The organism is Flavobacterium sp. OHVDL-2026-0007 (genome assembly GCF_059882335.1).
Window position 1 is genome coordinate 4294958 of record NZ_CM187612.1, and the last position, 20985, is coordinate 4315942.

At 30.2% G+C, this 20985-nt stretch carries 13 protein-coding genes; 10 read left to right on the top strand and 3 right to left on the bottom strand.

Translation table 11 applies throughout. The annotated features are described in order from the left end of the window. Positions 1–631: 631 nt before the first annotated feature. Positions 632–2554 carry a DUF262 domain-containing protein gene (locus tag AC51AA_RS17645; protein WP_500703507.1) on the bottom strand — a complete coding sequence of 641 codons (1923 nt, stop codon included), beginning with the start codon at positions 2552–2554 and terminating at the stop codon, positions 632–634. A 6-nt stretch (positions 2555–2560) separates the two neighbouring features. After that, positions 2561–3838, bottom strand: a complete 1278-nt coding sequence (locus tag AC51AA_RS17650) for a DUF262 domain-containing protein (RefSeq protein WP_500703508.1) — start codon at positions 3836–3838, stop codon at positions 2561–2563. Between the two features lie 637 nt (positions 3839–4475). Between AC51AA_RS17650 and AC51AA_RS17655 the strand changes: the two genes are divergently transcribed. From AC51AA_RS17655 to AC51AA_RS17700, 10 genes are all read left to right on the top strand, one after another. Continuing rightward, positions 4476–6809, top strand: coding sequence for a hypothetical protein (locus AC51AA_RS17655; protein ID WP_500703509.1), 2334 nt, complete (start codon positions 4476–4478; stop codon positions 6807–6809). 60 nt (positions 6810–6869) lie between these two features. Then, a complete protein-coding gene (locus tag AC51AA_RS17660; protein WP_500703510.1) occupies positions 6870–7730 on the top strand; it encodes a hypothetical protein in 861 nt (286 codons plus the stop codon). After that, a complete protein-coding gene (locus tag AC51AA_RS17665; RefSeq protein ID WP_500703511.1) occupies positions 7731–13649 on the top strand; it encodes a DEAD/DEAH box helicase in 5919 nt (1972 codons plus the stop codon). Positions 13650–13656: 7 nt separating this feature from the next. After that, entirely contained in the window at positions 13657–14712 is a 1056-nt protein-coding gene (locus tag AC51AA_RS17670) for a PD-(D/E)XK nuclease family protein (RefSeq protein WP_500703512.1), read from the top strand. 440 nt (positions 14713–15152) lie between these two features. Next, entirely contained in the window at positions 15153–15476 is a 324-nt protein-coding gene (locus AC51AA_RS17675) for a hypothetical protein (protein ID WP_500703513.1), read from the top strand. Between the two features lie 34 nt (positions 15477–15510). Further along, complete coding sequence (locus AC51AA_RS17680) at positions 15511–15753, top strand: hypothetical protein (RefSeq protein ID WP_500703514.1); 243 nt, start codon at positions 15511–15513, stop codon at positions 15751–15753. Positions 15754–15757: 4 nt separating this feature from the next. Further along, positions 15758–16030, top strand: a complete 273-nt coding sequence (locus AC51AA_RS17685; RefSeq protein ID WP_500703515.1) for a helix-turn-helix transcriptional regulator — start codon at positions 15758–15760, stop codon at positions 16028–16030. Then, positions 16030–17622 carry a DNA cytosine methyltransferase gene (locus AC51AA_RS17690; protein WP_500703516.1) on the top strand — a complete coding sequence of 531 codons (1593 nt, stop codon included), beginning with the start codon at positions 16030–16032 and terminating at the stop codon, positions 17620–17622. Before AC51AA_RS17685 ends, AC51AA_RS17690 begins: the two co-directional genes overlap by 1 nt. Before the next feature lie 8 nt (positions 17623–17630). Beyond that, complete coding sequence (locus AC51AA_RS17695) at positions 17631–18392, top strand: HNH endonuclease (protein WP_500703517.1); 762 nt, start codon at positions 17631–17633, stop codon at positions 18390–18392. Positions 18393–18507: 115 nt separating this feature from the next. Further along, positions 18508–19692 (top strand): MvaI/BcnI family restriction endonuclease, encoded by a 1185-nt coding sequence (locus AC51AA_RS17700; protein ID WP_500703518.1) that lies wholly within the window; start codon positions 18508–18510, stop codon positions 19690–19692. A gap of 577 nt (positions 19693–20269) precedes the next feature. Here AC51AA_RS17700 and AC51AA_RS17705 read toward each other — a convergent pair. Continuing rightward, the gene (locus tag AC51AA_RS17705) at positions 20270–20932 is read right to left on the bottom strand and encodes a thiamine diphosphokinase (protein WP_500703519.1); all 663 of its coding nucleotides are present in this window, start codon (positions 20930–20932) and stop codon (positions 20270–20272) included. Positions 20933–20985: the final 53 nt, after the last annotated feature.

Sequence of the window (20985 nt, forward strand, 5' to 3'; positions counted from 1 at the left end):
TTATTAGCTATTCTAACTTTAATAATACAAAGTAATAGCTCCACAATAAGCAAGATGAAAAGTCACGGAAGCTTCAAAAGGCTAATTTTATTAAATAAATTGACCGTTTTAACTTCAATAATAAATTGCATTTATTCGTTAATTCTATCATTTACAATGAATATTATTGAGATTAAAAGCTTGGTTTTGTTAAAGTTAGTATCCGTAATAAACATAGGGATATTTTCATTAGTGATTGTAAACACATTATTATTTACAATCATTTTCTACAGAATAATATTAGAGGATGAAAAAAATGCCAACCACTAAAACACAACTCACGCAATTTGTATATTTAGTTAGATTGCCGTTTTTATCTTATTTTCGTTTAACCGAAAAGAGTGGTCTTCGTAAGTTGTAAACTGAGTGAGGCTTGGGAACGTTAGGCAAGTTTAAAATACCTTTAGGTAAAATTAAGATTATGAGCAGTAAAATATTTGATGCATTACTTGAGGAAAAAATTGATTTATTTATTAATTCATTCCTTGGAACTTCTAGAGCCGTTTTTTTTTGACGAAGAAACAAATCGACTTAGACATTCAGGAGAATTTGGAATGTATAGAGAAAAAATTTCACATGATTTTTTGAAATCCTATTTGGACAAATAATGATCTTTAAGAATTAAATTCATTTCTTTTTGATGTTCTTTAATTTCTTCTGTATTCCATTTTTTAAATGAATATATTTTTGCCAATTTTAATGAATCGTAAGTAGTTTTATTATCAAAATCAATTTTTTTCTTTGCAACATCCTGATTGCTATATGAAGAGTTTTGGCCAACTGATAGCAGTGCTAGGTTACCAAAGCTATTAAGCCAATCGACCTCTTGACCTTCAGCCAAAAGTTCTCTTTTGTTTTCGTCATGTTGAGGAAAAACATGTTCGATTGAGTTTTTAGAGGTAATTCGATATCTTTTGAACTGTTCTTTTTCTCTCTCAATCCAATTTTTCCATAACAAATACTCTAATTTGTAAAACCAATAATGATTAAATCCCGTTCCAAATGATTGATTTGTATTATTGTGAAGTATGTTTTCAAAGTTAGGAACTACATCGGATTGACATATTATTAGCCATGATATTTCTTTTTTATCGCCTGGAATCATAATATTGTCAATTCTTTCGAGTTCTTTCAAAATTATTTCATCCGACAATTGACTTTCTTCATTACTTTTTAAAAGAAAATGTAGAAATGGTGTTAGCCAAATTTGATTTGGAATGTTGTTAAAATACAATACAGATTGCAGCATTTGACCATTTGAAAACTCTTCTTCTTTTCTGGAAAAATATGATTTGTCTTCATTCATTGAAGTGTTAATAAACGACAGTAATAGTTTTTCTTCTTCATCTAAACTTTCGTTTTCATCTTTTAGCCATTTTACAATATACTTATCAAATAGATATCTTAATTTCCACATTAGTTCAATAAAATTCGTGACATTATCAATTTCATCAATTTTAAATGTTTCGAGTAATTTTTTTCCATCCATAGAATCAATATCGTTGTCAATATTTTGTTCTCTTCTATAAATTCTTAAAACGTGCAATAAAAATAAATTGAATGTAATAATAGAACGACAGCTTGTGTTAATCTCTTTTCTATCTTTTTCACCTGAAAAATTATTTTCTTCAGACTTAATAATTTCAGAAATTGTCAATCCTTTTAAATTATTTTGCTCACCATTTGGAATAATAGAATGAAACGTATCGGATTTAAACTCTTTAAAATCAGATTCTATAATTTTGTCTGTATCATACCCAATAGAGAGTTTTACATTACTTTCAAAAAAGTTGGACATGTTTTCACAAGCTTCCCATATTTTTGAATACAGACTTCTTTGATTTTTCTCTTCAATTTTATCCAATAATCTTGCTTTAAGAATGTCGGATTGTTGTAATTGCACACCACTTGAACCAAGTGCAACAAACAGCGCATTTAAATCAGTGTTCAATGGTGCTTCGTTAAAAATAAACACCACGTTATCACTTATAAAATCTCCAAAATCAGCTAAATCTTCTTTTAAGATTTCAGATTCAAGATAACTTTTAATTGTTTCTATTCCAGCTGCAATATTTTTCAGAAACTCAAGTTTATTTACATCACTAAACCTTCTTTCTGCAGTTCCATCCAATAACCCTTTGAGATATTCATAGACTTCTTTTCTGATGTCAAAATCAAAGCGAATATCTTTCTCGGCCTTTAAATACTGTGTTAGTTTTGTTTCAGTATTTAGTGTTTTGAAACATAATGAAATTAGCCAAAAAGTTGTAAAGCGTTGTTGCCCATCAATTACTTCGTATTGATTTTGTTTGTTGTCTTTTAAGGATTTTATGACATAAGTATTACCAACAAAATATTCATCTGATTTGATTTTAAAATTGGTTTTTAAATCTTCAAGAAGTTTTTTTATTTCAATATTATCCCATACATAAGGTCTTTGATATACAGGAATTAAAAATTCTAAATTCTCGGCAACAATTTTTTCTATAGTGATTTGTCTGGTTGTAAAATTCATTTGTTTTTATTTTATATATTCTTCAATAGTTTCTATTAATTCACAGTCAAAATTTTCTATTGAAATATTTTTTCCAAAAAAACTGCAAACCCTTTGGTAAAACCTTTCTTTTACACCCCTTGTAATATTTTCTGACTTTGTAATTGGTGTAAAGTTTTTCAGGTAATTTAAAACTTCTTCGTAGGTAAAAGCATTTAAAATACGATCCAGTATCTTAGTTTCTTCAATAAAATTTCTGACAGTAGATTCATAAATTCTTGACTTGTCACTCAATCTTAAACTATAAATAAATCGAAACAAATAAAGTGAAAATTCAAAAATATTTTTTCTGCCAAATCGATCTACAAAACAAAGTAATGTTAATTGATAAAAGTATTTTAAATCAACAGTTCCATCAATTACATTGATAATTTTACTGGTAAAAGTGGAATATCTGTCTTTTTCCTCTGCACTTGATTCAAATAGAAAATTGTAATCTTCTGTGAAATTCAACAAATAGTTAATATAATTAACTCCTTCATTTAAAGGTTGTCTTATTGCATATTTGTCGGCTGTAATTGTATGGGTGTTTTCTTCAATTTCAACAAATGAATATCCTATATCTCTATTTTGTTTTTTTACTTTGGTCGCAAAATCATCAGTTAATACATTTTTCCATTTATTATCATCAGTAAACTTGTCTGGTATAAAACGATGTTTGTTTAAGTAATCCATTCTTCTAATTTTACTCAAAACTCTATTTACTTTTTCAAGATTTTTTTGATTTTTCTCCCATTTTAAAGCATATAAATTTCTTTCTTCATTATCTTTTACACTCCTTAGATGATGTGCTTTCAAAATATCAGTACCACTTAATCTCTTTCCACCTGTATTTAAAGTTTCGAAAAAGTTATAAGCCATATCTTCACTTTCAGTAATCACTATAGTTACATTTATGGAATTAAAATCAACAAATTGAATTTCTTTATTTTTAAAAAACTCAAAATTTTGTTTTATCCTCTTGAGTGAAATAGGATGATTATAGGTAATCTTATAATTATTTTGGTTTTTTATTAGATCTAAAATTTGCATAGTTGTGATCCGCTGTTGACCATCTATGATATTATATTTTTCACCATCTTTATGTAAAACGATGCTTCCTAGATAAAAATTTGGTTTACTTTCTATTTCTCTTTTTTCATGTTCCGTGAATTGAAATTGGAGTTTTTCAATCTCGTTAGGTGTCCAAGAGTAGGGACGCTGATATTCTGGTATTGCTAAATTGTAGTTTAATAACTCTGACAACTTTATACTTTTAACATTCAGTGGATTCATATTAATTTCTTATACTTATTTAAAAATTTTATAGCGCATTACTCAAAGTTCTTTATAACAGATTTTCTAAAGTAATTAAATTTCTTAGTTATATATCAAATTACAGTGATATTAACCAATCCAATCCCAATTTAAAGTTATGTTGGAAATGATATTTAAATTTTCAAACCAAACTCTTTAACGTGAAAGGATCAAATCTGATATCCATTTTTTTATGTAAACACGCAAAACTACTCGTTCTATTTAATCTGTTAATTAATATTTTTGAGATTAATAAATCAATTATGGTTTTACGTAATAACCATGTGAAATAAATTATAATATTTGCTTATTGACAGATATATATTTAGGGCATAGCGTGGAAAAATAGAATGATAGAGAATGCAAAGAAGATAAAAAAGAGGATTAGTTAAGTAAAGCTAACAAATGGTTTTAAAGTTCTATTATAAATTATTTCAAGAAAAGCTTAAAAATTGCGATGATTTAAAGGTTATTTAATCAATTATACGAATGATATTTGGAAGATAAGAATGATACGTTTTTACGCTGGATTATAAAATATTACTAAATAGCCTGTTATGTGCGATCACTTAAAGAATACGAAATAATGGCAGATGAAAGAATAGTTGAAGAGAAAATAATAGAATCTGTGCAAGAATGGTCTAAAGAAGAAATAATACAAGTCTATTATCTTTTTAGAAAACTCAATGGGCTTGGTTTACATGAGAGTAATCCCGAAATTCAAAAATTAGCCTGTGAATTAGATAGAAATATTAGATCAATAATAGCACAAATAGTAATATTTAGCTCATTAGAGAGAATAGGTACTTATAATCATGACAACATCAATAAATTAAGTATTCAAGTTTGGAATGAATTTGAGTTTAAAAGAAATTTTAAACAAATGATACCTTTTGAGAATATTAAAGTTATAAATGAATCTCAGCCTGGAAATTTATTATCTTATTCTAATTTAGAAAAGGAAGAATTAAGCAATGAAAGTTCAAAAATTAATTCAGATTATATATCAATCGTAATTGATGATCAAGAAAATGAAATCTTAATTTTTAATTACAAAAAATGGAATAAACTACTTATCGAATATTTTTTTAATTCAAAGAACGAAGCAAAAGAAATACCATGTTTTTTTGTATATGAGGAATTGTTTAATGAAATTTCAGACTTTCGATATACATTAGCAGAATTCGAATTATCAATAGAAAAGGAGTTAAGATCAAAATTATTTTCTATCAAATTTATTGAATTATATGAATCAAGTATACCACAATTAATTGGCGGGAGAAAACTAAGAAAACAAGTTCCTGAGTACTTTGGTTTATTAGTATATTTAATTTTAAGCCTTAGTAAATCACAAAACGAATCCCTTAGTGTATCAAATGTTTATACTAGAATAAATAATATTGGAAAAAATAGATTCAAAAATAAATGGAGCGAAATCAATACGGCTTTTGCAAGAGATATTTTAGAATTGGTTTGGTTAGATTTACAAGATTGGTCAAAAAAATACAAAGCTGAGAAACTGGGTTATTTTAGTATTCGAGACCCCAAAAGTCAGCAAAGAAAATATGTATCAAGAATAGAAAGACATGGGATATTTAATTCAGGTCATTTCCGTCAGTTATTTGATGTACTGATTGAAATTGGAATAGCGCCCAAAGAAAATATTTCTGCGGAAAAATGGTTAGAGATATTTATAGAACATAAAAAGAGAATTGGTAATTCTGAAAATATTATTGAATATTTAAAAGAAGAATCCGGATTAAAGGAGGCGATATTAAAATTTATAAATGACTATTATCAAAATAATTTTAGCGATGCAATAATATCTTCTCATTCAGGGAATATTCGAAAACCATCTATTCCATTGCTTTTTTGTTTAGAAGAGTTACCACGATGGGATAATAAAATACGAATAGAGAATGTTTATTTCAGGGCCTTTTCAAATGAATTGGAAGAAGATATTATTAAATATCAAGATGCTGACTTAGCTGTTGAACATGAATATAAAGAGTACTCAAAAAAAATAGCGTTTGACTGGATACCTGAAGGAGATCATTCAATTATTAAGGGAGATGGTCAAAGGTACTCTATCAAAGGTATATTTAAATGGCTCGTTTTTAACAGAGATTTAGAAGAGTGGGTTGAAGTATTAGTCCCTACTAATGCACTTAATTTTCTTTTATTAGTTAAAAAGGAAAAACTTAATTTGATTAAAGAAACAATTATTACTAAGACTGAACTTTATGAAACTCCCTGGTTAGATTATAACTTTATTAAATTTGAAAACTTAAATGAGTCTCAATTTAATCAGTTAAATAATTTACTTGGTTATAGACAGATAATAGAGGGGAAAATTGAACTAGTTGGAAATTTTTTACTTGACAGAAGAAGGCTTATTTTAAAAGAATTTGAAAGTGCGTTCAAATATTTCGGACCAATCGCGAATCCACAATTAATTGCCAAGTGTGAAGAAAATAATCAAGAATGGGAATTAATAAAGGCTCCAGATGAAAAAGGGGGGATATTTACACTTGGAAGTGATATCCCTGAGAATGTAAAATTCTTTATTTATGAAAATCAATCAAATGTAAAAAGTCACTTCTCGTATGAAATTGGTGAGTTAAGTAACAGAGAACCCATTAATGTTGTTCGACCATATTCAAAAGATCAAGATGGTGTAAATATAATTGAAATAGAGATTCAATCTGATGATATATTCGATATCCCTAAGAACTTTAATAGAGAAGATTTTAGCCCTGCTAAATTCAATACATGGCACCAAAAACTATGGACGATATTCAATTCTAATATTCCTGATTATATTACTCAAAATTTAAAAAATTTTAATTTCGATAAGGATCATAAAGGAGAAAAACTATTACGTTATTTATCAGTTACTAATTCCATTAAAACATATTAATTTGTTAATCTTATTAAAGAATTAAACCCTAAGATAAGCAGTCAGTTTAGTAAAAGAATAATGCATTATTGGAGAGATTTGGGTTACATTAATTTTCAGACTTATGGAGAAATAATTAGAGTTTCTCCTTCAACTTTATTTTTTATTGAATCACCAAAAGGATTAAAAGCATTTCTAACTGGTTTTAGAAGCAGTGGATTTATAGAAAAACTACTTGCTGTATGTAAAGAACTAAATTTGATAGTTCAATTGACAAGTCATGGTGGTACTGAATCAGAAATATTGCCCTATCGAATTGAAATTTATGATAAATTAGGTGATTTAGACAGGTTCAAAAAGCTTGCTCAAAAAACAGGAATTGAGTATATTAATAATATAGAAAATCCTTTAAATAGTAATTACGCTATTTACCAGTTGGCCTGTTTTTATACACAAAGATCTATTGGAGAACTTGATACCTATTTAAGCACAAAACTTCCATATACAACTGATCACCATAGAAAATTAGTTTTTGATCCAAAAAAATACACTTGGAAAGAATCTACTAGAACTGTGAGTTCTATCGTCGGAGCGGCCCTTATACGCTACGACGGCTTTAAGGATCGTCAAATGATCCATATTTATAAAGATGAGAATGGGACTAAAGTTTTAGATGATTACGCATTATGCAGTTTCAGACTCATTGAAAACAATGTTTTCCTTAGAAAAAAGAACAGTGTTTATGACATTTCTGATTTTTATGTACCAATAAACATAAGGCTCCCGTTCTGGATTGAAAGAGGATTGCTTTTAATTAATGCAAGAATACCAATTTTAGAAACTTATCAAAATAAATCTTATCGCGTATATGAAAATATACATAATAGCATAATACAATTAATTGAAGGCAAATTAAATCAGCAATGTAATATTATAAACTAAATGATAAACCCATTAGGAATTTTTGAAAAAGTAAAAGAAGGATATATATCTTATATTAAAACGGCTTTTGGCACACGATATGAGGAATTTGAAAGTAATAGAGAAAACCTACTTAATACTGATAAAGTTCTATACAGACAACCGTGGATAGAACCTTTGCTTGAATATAAAAGTGCAAAAGGAAAAGAGATTGAAAATTTAACACTAAATGATCTATCAGGATTTACAAAAGACGAGGTGGAACTTTTTAAAGGGTTTGTTTCTAAAGGACTATTTACAGGGAATTTTCCATTATATGAACATCAATTTAGAATGCTTCAGTCTGCATTAGAGGGAAATAATTGTGTTATTACTTCTGGAACAGGTTCTGGTAAAACGGAAGCCTTTTTACTCCCTTTAATTGCATATTTACTTAAAGATTTATCAAAATATATTCACACTACTGCAAGTGTTAATATAATTGGCCCACACACACATAGACAAGGGCCGAAAAATATACATCTTGACGGTAACAATGCTAAATTAAGTAATCAAGTTTTACAACGTTGTGATGAAAATCGTCCACAAGTAATGAAGGCTTTGATTGTTTATCCTATGAATGCTCTTGTTGAAGATCAGCTTACAAGATTAAGAATGACATTAGATAATGATGAAATTCGTAAATTTTGTGATGATAAGTTAAATGGGAATAGAATATTTTTTGGAAGATACAATAGTACCACACCTGTTTCAGGGAGTCTATCGAAGATAAATGATGAGGGTCAAATCGAAATAAATAAGTCAAAATGGCAACAATTGGCCACAGAACTTAGTAATATTCAAAAAACTTATGATGAAATTGAGTCCTATTTAGTATCAGAGGAAGGACAAAAATTATCGGATAAAGAGAAATTAGAGTTGAAAACTAATTTTCAAAGATTGGACGGAGCAGAGATGCGGTCAAGATTTGATATGCATCAAACTCCACCAGATCTTTTAATTACCAACTTTTCGATGCTTAGTATCGTTCTTATGAGATCTATAGAAAGCGGAATGCTTGAAGAGACTAAAAAATGGTTAGAATGCACAACAAATTGGGATTTAAAAAATTTAAATGAAGCACAAAGAGCAATAGAAAAAGAAGGAAGAATTTTTCATATTGTAATTGATGAACTTCACTTGTACCGTGGGACACCAGGTACTGAGATTTCGTATTTATTAAGACTTTTATATTCTAGATTAGGATTAGACCCTTCCTCATCAAAAGTAAGATTTTTGGCTTCTTCTGCATCATTAGATGGACAGGAAGGAAGTCAGGAATATGAAGATAGCCAATCATTTCTTAAAGGCTTTTTTGGATTAAATAAAGAAATGAAGGTGATTGATGGTTCTTATAAATTACCAGAAGAAATTAAAGAACCTATTAATCCATCAACATATATTAAATTGGCTGAATTAGCTTCTGATATTTCTAGTTCAGATGAAGAGGTCTTTATAAATGAGTTGGCTGTAAAAGTGGATGAATGGTTGCATTGCAGTTTTGATGAAGGGATTCCTCAACTTTTAAAAGAAGTAAATTTAGATGAGAATTTAAATTCACAGTTAATTTTTGCTTTTAAGTCTTTGGATGAGGGGGCAAAAAGTTATCGCTTTAGACCTTTCCCGGTATTCAACAAGGAAAACTATGAGGATAAAACAGAACAATTCGTTTCCTTAGGAAGACAATTATTTGGGCATTTAAAAAATGACGAATCAATTTACAATGCTATAAAAGGGCTTCTGTTATTAAGAGGATTATTTGACACAAAATTTTGGAATAAAAAGGAGAAGTGCAATTTACCTAGATTTAGGATGCATTTTTTTATTCGTAATATAGAAGGTCTGTGGACCACATTAAAAAACGATGAAGGAGGAGAACTCAGCAAGGACAGAAATGAAGATCCATTTGATGAATTATTAGAGTTTTCAAGTATAAAACATAACAATAAAAGGGTTTTTGAGTCTCTTTATTGTGAAAATTGTGGAACTACTTTTGTAGGAGGGACCAAAATAAAATATTCAGACAGAGGGATAATAAAAGATGAAATAATCACGACTCCGCCAGAAATTGAGAGCATTCCAGAAAAATCACAATCAGCTATGGTAGAAAGGCGTACACAGCAAGATTATGCTATTTTTTGGCCAAAATATTTTGAGGGAGATGAAATTATAGCTGATTTAATTGATCAGGATAATAAATTATGGGAAAAAAGATTTTTAGGAATTTTTGATGGAAAACTATATTTAAATCGGAAACCAAATACTGTAGAGGGGTTGTATTTTAATCCAAATGGAGGTGAAAAGCCATCAAATGATGCTGGAACGGCCTTACCACATAGTTGTCCCAATTGTGCCGCAGATTATCAATATCGTAAGAAAAGAAAATCACCTGTCAGAGGGTTTAGAACTGGTTTTGGTAAAACAAATCAAATATTAGCGAAGGAGTTATTTACTGCGATACCAGACACGGAAAAACAAAGAAGAAAGTTAGTCGCTTTTTCCGACAGTAGAGAGGAGTCTGCAAGATTTGCTAATGACATAGAAAAAGAGAATTACAATCAAATAATCAAAGAATTATTATTAGATCAACGTGGTGAAATTATTTTGGCAAAAGATTTACTTATCTCAATTAGAACTAAAAATACTGATTTAAGAAAGGAACTTCTTTTGAAAATGGATGGAGCTTATGCAAAACGAATTAATGATGCTTATAAAAGCACCACTGATGATGATGGATTTGAAGCTGATATCGAAGAAATAAATTTGATTTCAGACGTTGAAGGCTCCACGATTCGATTGGATGATTTAGTTGATAAAATTATTTTTGGTTTGGTTAGAAAAGGAACCAACCCTGCCGGTCCTGCTTCATCTAAAGAAAGATTAATTGTACGAGAAGGTAAATATTTTGAAAGTTCTGAGCTATGGAAAGATTGTTTCGATTGGCAAAAATTCACTATAAATAAAGGAAGGGTTGTTGGTAAGCAATCTGAAGAAAAATTGATGAGTGGTATAAGAGGACCTGTCTATAAGGAAATAAGCTCTTTCATTTTTGGAAGACTATTTTATAGTATGGAATCATCCGGTTTAGGAATGGTGAAGGTTTCAACAAATGTTAAAAATCCATTTCAACATTCAATTAGTGATGTAGTTTATGAACAATCGCTTAACACTTTAGCAAGAATTTTGGGGGACAATTATAAACATAAATATGTTGATTATATTCACAGTCCTGTACTAAATTATAAGAAATTAAGTAAAAAAAGACCCGAAAAAAAGTTTATAAAAAGTGTTGCTATACATCATGGAATTGATGAAGAAGAATTAGGAGATGCTTTATGGAATACATTAACGAATGAATATAGTCATTATGATGGAGTTTTAAATTTAGAAACTTTGAGGATATATTTTGCTAATGATGATGATAAAGTATATGAATGTAGGTATTGTAAAACTATCCATTTGCATCCTTCCGCAGGAATTTGTAAATCTTGTTTTAAAGTATTACCAAATACTTCTAATTTAACAACAAAAGAAGCCAGAAGAAATAATTTTTATGCTACGCAATTGTTAAATAATCATGAGATTATTCGAATGCGTTGCGAGGAATTAACCGGACAAACAGATAATCAGCTAGAAAGGCAGCGACTTTTTAAAGGAATTATAACAGGTCCCAATAAAATTGTAGAAGAAATTGATTTATTAAGCGTTACTACAACTTTGGAAGTAGGGGTTGATATTGGTTCCCTACAGGCTGTTTATCAAGGAAACATGTCTCCAATGCGATTTAACTACCAACAAAGAGTAGGTCGTGCAGGGCGAGCTGGACAAGCATTTAATATTGCCTTAACCTTTTGTAGAGGAAGAAGTCATGATGAATATTTCTTCAATAATCCAGAGAGAATGACAGGAGACCTTTCACCTGTTCCATTTTTAAGTCAATCTCAAGATCAAATTCTTTACAGAATGGTTATTAAAGGGATTTTGCAAAAATATTTTCGAAATTTTTCTACCTCTGGATCTGTACATGGTCAGTTTGGTAAAATTGAAGATTTCTTTAATGAAGATCATGACAAATTCAATAACCTTAAACAATGGATTGATGTTGAAGATAATTGGAAGGATATTTATGATTCTTTAACTTTAAATTTATTTGTTAATAATAAATTATACCTTGAATACAGCATTGTTGATTTTAAACAATGGATTGAAGAAACATTTCTACAAAAATTTTCAGATATTCAAAAAGGATATACATCTGGTGATCTATCTGAAGCAATGGCAGATTCAGGGATATTACCAATGTCTGGAATGCCAACAGGATTGAGAAACCTTATTTTAGGATTTGAAAAAAAATCGGATACAAGTTATGAGGCGAAAACAATTAGTCGACCATTGGATAGAGCGATATTTGATTTTGCTCCAGGTTCTCAAAAGACAAAAGACAAAAGAATCTACACGAGTATTGGTTTGACTCCTGCTATTAGTGAGATATATAAAGACTATAGTGATAATGTAACTTGGAAAGCACGTTATTTTGACGACCAAGCGTATAAAAACCCAGTATGGGTTGTCGTGAATTCACAAAACAATATATTGCGCACACTTCCATATGTGAAAGATGTTGAACATGGAGAAATTGATAAAACTTCTGAAAAAGCTTATTTAGTAGTTTCTCCAAATGCTTTTAGAACAGATTGGAGTAATGAGCCACAGGACAGGGAAGTAGATCAGGAAATTAGTAGTTCTAAGCCGTTGTTATTTTCAGAAGCGATTAACCCTGATGATATAGGTAAAAAACAGGGAAATTGTATTGTTGGAATAGCTCCTAGTGATTTCACTTGGCGATTGAATACTAACGGAACAGATGGATTTAGATTTTTAGAAACTACTGATACAATAAATACTGCTAAGTGTAAAAATCAACTATTAGATTTAGATTTAAAAAAGAAACTGGGATTTGGTTTTGACGAGGCCATTAAAAGATATCAAATTAAATCTAAACTATCAGATGAAGATTCAAAGGGTGAGGTATTATCACTTGGCGCACGGAAAACAACAAATGTAATTCGATTGCACCCTGAAAAACTCGATTTATCACTAGATATAAACCCATTCCATACAAGTGAAGGGAATAAAGTTAGTTCAAAAGGAGCCTTTCATTCAGCTGCTTATTTATTGCAAAGGTGTTTAGCAGACCTCTTAGATGTTTCACCAGAAGAAATTGAATTGGCTGCAATTACTGAGCAAAAGTTAGGAGATGTTACAGGAAGAAGCACTGGAAGAATAGTGTTATCGGATGAACTACCCAATGGGTCTGGATTTGTTGAATATCTTCATAACCATATTGATAAGTTCTTTATTATGTGTTTAAATCCTACTACTGAAAATCGATATACTTATAGTTTTATAAATAAAGAGCACGCCAAAGTATGTAAAGATTCTTGCTATAAGGATTTAAGGAATTATAGAAATTTAAATTATCATGGAATTCTAGATTGGAGATTGGCTGTAGGTCTGATTAGAGTTTTATCAGATGCTACTTATTTAGTTGGTTTAGACGGTAATTGGGATTATGTTGAAATTGCCGATTGGCCAGAAACGGCAGATGAATATGCTAGAGATTTCGCAATGAATTTAGGTATTGATATTATCCAAAACCCAAGTTGTTATTGCGTTATAGAAAATATTCCTATTATCTCTTACAATAATATTAATATTGTAATTACACATCCTTTTTGGAATACAAAAAGTTTTCCAAGTTCGACTGCCCTGACACGAGTTGTTGCAGAATGTGAGAATTTGGATAAGGTGTTTTTTGCAGATACATTTAATTTAAATCGAAGAATGGCTTGGTGTTATGAAGAGTTTTTCAAATGGTTAAAAAACAGCAACAAAGCCTGATTTAATTGTGATAAATAATATTGAAAAAATAAGCCCTAGTATGCTTGCTGCTTTCGAAAAGTGCAAGTTAAAATTCGTCCTTGATAGCAATGCTAGGGGAGGGAGAGGATACAATTATGAGTTTAATTCAAATTCGTTCTTGGGTACATTAATCCATAAGGTTTTAGAGACCTATTTTAAAGAATTTTACGACTTAAAGCTATTTGATAGTAAGTGGGAAGCTGCTTTAATAGAAAATAGCCAAAAGGTTCAATTTGATTCAGAAGTTATTGATGCTTTAGAATATATTAAATATTGGGTTCCTGCATATTATCCAAAAAAAATAAACACTGTTAAAATTCTTAGTAGCTATCCACTTTTGGCTCATGGTATTGTTTATCCAGAAAAGAAAGTTCATTATAAAAATGTATATGGAGTTATTGACTTGTTTGAAGTAAGTGATGATAAAATTCGAGTTACAGACTTTAAAACAGGGGTTCTGTTCAATACTGAAGATGGTGTCAATATAGGTGTGAAAGAAGCCTATATTGAACAATTAAAAACCTATGGATATATTGTATATCGAACAGAGCATGTTCAAGCAGAAAACATTGAATTAGTAATTAAAGGATTGGGAAATAATGAGATATATTCTTTCAAGTGTACTCATCAAGAATATGTTGAACAAGGCATAAAGATTGACAACTTGATAAATGAGACTAATACTCTTATAGATTTGGGAAACACAAATCTTTTAGCAACACCTAAAGCTGATATTTGTAATTTTTGTAATCATCAATTTGAATGCACAGCACTTCATTTCTCTGTAAGAACTCAGTTAGAAAAATGGGATAAAATTGTTTTATTGGAAAAAATAAATGCGAGCTTTGACCTAATGGAACTTTCAATAAACATACTAGTCAATGATAAAACTATATCTATTCATAACATCCCAGAAAAAGATTTTGTGATGATTAAAAAAATGAATGAACTTGGTATAGAAGTACTAATTACACAATTATTTCAAGTTCATAATTCTAATGTTAAAAAGTGGAGTAAACTAACAAAATACATAGTTGTTTAAGACAAAGGTCCTTATAGCATATCTTGTTTATAAATAAGTTTTTTGTACTGATATGAAAATAAATAAAAACGAGCCCGAATAGTATTTATTCGGGCTTTAATTTTATAACTAATACCAAATAACCAGAACAACAAGTGGAACAACAAGAAATGTTGTAATGAAAGGAAGGAATACTCCCGTGATTTTGATGATTTCTTGGTTTTAAAATAATTTTGAGCTTGCTATTTAATTAATTCATATTCTTATTGATTCCATAATTAAACTTGTTAACAAAGTGTTCAGTATATTGCACTTCTCTGAATTCGTTTTTCTATATTTGCTAAATAGAATTACAAGTAATCCATATAAAGAGATTTATTAGGAAGACAATTAAAAAGGGGCAAATCGTAAAATTTCATACTCCTTTACCATAGGAAAATCCCAATCAAATATATGTTGTTTTGGAAGTGATAGATGATTATGAAAGACCTAGGGCCGAAATTCAAGCTTTGAATACTGGATTATCTTTTACTGCAATAAATACTCTACGATTAGGAGAATTAGAAATTGTAGAAGTAAATATGGATGATTTAATTGGTCATAAAGTCACAATCAATAAATCTGATTATTCTCAAGTGGAAAGAAGGGTAATTAAAGTGAGTGAACAAAAAATAGAAGTAAACTTATCCAATGAAGTTTATGGTGTTGAGACTAATGTTTGGCTTACTGTCGTTGATAGTAATGGCATAGAACATTTAGGAACCTTATTTGTAAAGCCAGAGTAAATAATAGAATAGCACGATCAAAATTGAGATTATTATGAGTACATACGCAAATGATGAGGGAAAACTAAAGCATCCTTACTATAAACTGATGGAATTAAGAGGTGATGCTCTGGAAGCAGAATTAAATTCTAAGTCTAGATTAGATTTAATAGAATGGATTAGTTGGAACGACCGTAATGGAGTTTACAAAGATGACGAATCATTACAAGAGTTTGGAAACATAGTAAGTAAAAGTGAGGCTATTGAAATTATTACTAGGCAAATAACGCAAGCATAAAAAAATGACAAACAGTGACGCTCAAATAGCAGAGAATTCTATGATAAGTTACCTCCAAGATTGTCGTTTAAAAATGGGTGTTTCAATTCGTGAAATTCGTGAAAAAAGAGGATATAATCAGGAACAACTGGCAGAAATTATGAAAGTTAGTAGAACCACTATTTCTAAAATTGAAAGTGGTAAGTTTAATTGTAGTATAGATTATCTGTCTAAGTTTTCATGGTTTTTGGAGTTTGATTTTGTTATCAATGAAAGAGAAAATAATAAATTAAAATAATGAGTAAATTAACACATATTGAACTTTTTGCTGGATGTGGAGGAATGAGTCTTGGATTAGAGACTGCCGGATTTGATTTACTTTTCGCAAATGAATTATCTCCTATGGCAGGGGAAACCTTTGCTTATAATATTTTAGGAGAAAACTTGGAACGTAAGTCAGAACTTGGTGAAAAAGCAAATAATACGCTTTGGATCAAAAGTAATTATGCTCAAGATAATTTAAAAGATAGATTACGAGAAAATCCTTTTGAAACAGCAAAAGGTAAGTATTCAGATTTAGATGCAAAAACAGATTTAGATGGAAAACTTTTAATTGGGAATATTGACTATTTCTTAGAGTTTCTAAACAAGAACAATAAAATTGTAAATCAACTTAAAAAGAAGAATGTAGATTTAATATCAGGTGGTCCCCCTTGTCAAAGTTTTAGCTTAGCAGGTAAAAGAGAAAAAAATAATGAAAAGAATCAATTGCCATTATCTTTTTCAAAACTAGCAGGATTAATTCAACCAAAGATTGTATTACTAGAAAACGTAAAGGGTATTACTGCTCCTTTTACAGAAAATGGAGAAAAATATTATGCATGGTTGGAGGTTTGTAAAGCGTTTGTTCTTGAAGGCTTTGTTCCGGTATGTATGATGCTGAACTCTAAATATTTTGGTGTTCCTCAAAACAGACCTAGATTTATTTTAATGGCTTACAGAAAGGACATTTTTAATAAAATTTTAAAGAAAAATAGTAAGAACGAAATACTTAAAAACTCAGACAAATTTTATAAAATTGTCTCGGAAAATATAAATTCACTTGAAAAGATTACTATCAAAGATTTTAACTACTATGATATAGAATCTAGCCCCGAATTATTTGATGGTTTAGTTTTACCCAAAATGACATATAGTCTTGATGATTTTATTAGTACAAGTGAAGCTATAGGCGATATTTTAAGAGCCGATATTCAATATGATATTAATAAAACTGCAGGGAAATATGCTGCTTCACTTAACAATATTTTTAGTAAAAATACACTGGAAGACTTCTCTAAAATAAAAAACCATGAGCCTAGAAATCATAATCCAATTATAAGGTCAAGATTTAGATTTTATCAAGTAATAGAACAATTCCAAAATGGATTAAAAAAGGGAGCTACAGATTTATTCTCAGGAAAAAAAGTATCACCAGATGTACTGGCTAAACTTAATGTAGAATTTTCTCAACATAAATTATTGTTTATCACAGAGGAGAAAGAAATTTCTAAGTATCCAAAAAACATAAGAGAAGTTGAATTATTAATGAAATCTATACCGACTAAAAAGCATTCCCAGAGAGCATTAAAAGAATTTGGACCAGCTCCAGCTCAACTGACGGTACCAGATGACTTATGTCATTATCACTCAGAGCAACCGAGAACATTAACAGTTCGCGAAATGGCAAGATTTCAGTCATTTCCAGATTGGTTTGAATTTAGATCAAAGGTGACTACTGGTGGAAGTATGAGAAAATTCCAAGTACCGCAATACACTCAAGTAGGTAATGCTGTTCCGCCATTATTAGCAAAAGCACTTGGAGAAACTATTAAGAATCAATTAATGTAAAAATATTTGTGGTAAAATACACAAGAGTAAAAGGAGGCGAAAAAAACGAACTTTCAGGAAAAGCATTTACAAGAATAGAACTCGAAAAAATCTATGACCTATTTATTGAAATTGATGGGATTGGAATTCGTGAACGTAATCCTAAAATACATTTATTAGCGAAAAAACTTAAAAGAACTGTGCGCTCTGTCGAAAATCAGCTACTAGGTTTCCGATTAGTATTTACGGGGACAACGGGAAGAGCAAATTACAATAAGCTTATAAAAAAAATATGGGATGAAAAATCGTCTGAAGATGAAGATGAAGATAACAAATTAATTGCTCATGTAAGTCGAGGATCGATTGAAGAAACAAATCCAGCTCTTGTTGAAACTTTATCGATGCTGGATTATGATTTTAATTGTCTTCGTAAGAAGGTACTTAAGGATAATAATAATAATACATCTTCAAAACGAAAGCCAGTTAGTATTTCAGACTATAGAATAAGGTCTATTCAAATAAAAAAATACGCACTTTTAAGATCAGGTGGTATATGTGAAAAGTGTGAGAACAGTGCGCCTTTTAAGAATAAGTATGGCACTCCCTTTTTAGAGGTTCATCACATTTCAAGTTTATCGGATGACGGACCAGATCATCCTAACAATGTTGCGGCTGTTTGTCCTAATTGCCACAAAGAGGCTCATTTCAGTAGAGAAGCGGTAGAAATAAGAGAAGATTTGATAAAAAAAATATTAGATAAGGAAAAAGAAATTAATTTGAGGATTAAGTAGGTGGGGATTAATTCATGTTTAAAATGATTCTTTTATTCCAAAATAAAAAATGTTAGCTTATTATTGATTTTCACAATTCCATTTTGGAGTAATTATTAGCTCAAATATTAAAATAATGAGGCAACTTTCAATTATTGAGATAGATAGAATACAACTGTTGACAGAAAAATCAGTAGAGTTTTGCTTGATTGAACCTACTGAAAATGGTTTAAAAAAATCAATCATGGATGCGACAGGTTCTGTTAGGGCTTATCTTAAATCTAAGCAAGTTCATGATTATGAGTTGCAAAAACAAGGACCTGAAAATAAAATACAAGTAGAATCGTATTTTATATCACATCAAGGTTTGATTAAATCGGTGGCATCGCTTTATCGTCCCATTACAAAGAAAGGAGATCCAAGAATTTGGTTTAAGGGATTGGGGCAATATGTGAATGCAAATGATATTTTCGGTGTTATCTATTTTGAAAATGAGCTATACGTTTTAAATATTTCCCAACTTGATATTAAAAACCTTCTTAATAGTGTAATTGTGAATCCTTTACGAGAACTAATAAATGAAATTAATCAAATTTCAAATGAAGTTTCAGACGAATTATTAGTATTGTTGTACAAAATTGCTTCTCGAGGTCCAGTTCCTGCTATGTTAAATGCAGATACAGCAATAGGAAGGACGCTCGAAACCTTATTAGGTATTGATATTAATTCATCTAAGAGTCCGGATTACAAAGGTATAGAGTTGAAGTCTTTTCGTGATAAAAGAGGTAATAGAAAAACTTTGTTTGCGCAAGTTCCAGACTGGAAGGAAAGTAAATTTAATAGTTCTTCAGATATTTTAGATAATTTTGGCTACAATAGGGAAAATGATTTTAAATTGTATTGCACTGTTTCCGCTACTGTTAGAAATTCACAAGGTTTACAATTAAAATTAGACTCTAAATCAAATCAACTTCTAGGAAATTCTGATAAAGCAGGAATTGGTAATTTTGTTGTTTGGAATTTAGAATCATTACATAAACGATTACTTCAAAAGCACAATGAGACTTTTTGGATTGCTGCTGATTCAATTCTTGATGATGGAAAGGAATATTTTCAATACAAAAAAGTAGAGCACACGAGAAAACCTATCGTCAATCAATTTGATATTTTGCTAGAACAGGGAATAATCACACTTGATCACTTAATTAAGAGGACTCCTTCAGGCGGAGCGGCTGAAAAAGGACCATTATTCAAAATAAAACCAAATGCTCTAAATTTATTATTTCCGCCAAGCACAACTTATGATTTGATAATAAAGTAGTGTATTACTAAAAAACAAAAGGAATATTAAATACGATTTTAAAGTAGCAGTCAATATTAAATCTGGAACAAAAGATTTTAAAATCTAGGCTTGATCTTTGTAGGTGTACACCTTTAGGGCGGATAGAGTCGCGTCAAAAAATAACATAATAGAATAGACTTTTTTGTACTATTGTAATCTCTTTCAAAGTGACACCATTTCAACCGAAATGGGTGGTACGGTCCGACCGAAATACCTAAAGAGACCTCGAAACCTTTATTTTGAGCCCAGTCAACATGGGGATTCACAAGTTTCGATAAGAACTATGTTACCAATAGGGTAACTCACGAAATTTGAATATAGACTTGATGCAAACAGACAAAGCAGGGCTTTCCAACTCTATAGGCAAAAGTCGCTCCTCTATCTATCATCTATCTATCTATCTATCTATCTATCTATCTATCTATCTATCTATCTATCTATCTATCTATCTCGTATGATTCTTCTTTATTTAAATTCCATTTTTCAACTAGGTCATAACTAAATAAAATTATCAATAGAAAACATTTGATCTAATTTATTTAGGATGATTTGGAAATTAATCCAAACATTCCATTAGTAACAAATCACCATCGGTATGGGTGATGCTGACTATTCCATCTTCAGCTACAGCATTACTACTGCCAGTTCTATAGCCAATGGTTAAGGTGTCGTTCTGAAGTGGGTACTGTAAATTAGTCGATGAAATACCGTTTACAACACCAACTGGAATAAGTGAAATGGGTGTTTTGGCGGTATACCATTTTTCAAATTTGTTCGGCAATAAAAATATTTTAGAATGATCATCAAGGATGACAATTTTTAGTAAGTCTCGATATCGTACAATATTGGTCAGGTTCGTAATGGTGTGATCGGCGCGCTTACCGGTTGCCCAGACTACGTTTACAGCGGGAATTTTTCGGTCGATTAGATAGTCAAATGCTTTTTCCAGATCGGTTTTATTCTGATCAGGGGCATGCACGATGTCAATCGGATATTGTGAAATTTTGTAGATTTCAGGATCAAAACCACGATCGAAGTCTCCTAAGAGTACATCGACTTTGATGTCTAATTGTATCACTCTTTCCATAGCAGAATCTAGCACGATAACCAGCGGTGACCATTCAAGTAATTGTCCTAATAATTCAGGATTGCATGCTGCTCCATTAGCAATGATTAAGGCAGGTTCTTGGTCGTCGCGTACGATATGGTGTGAGGACATGTAGAATGTTGATTTGAAATGTAGGGCAAATGTACGAAAAGATATGACGGTTG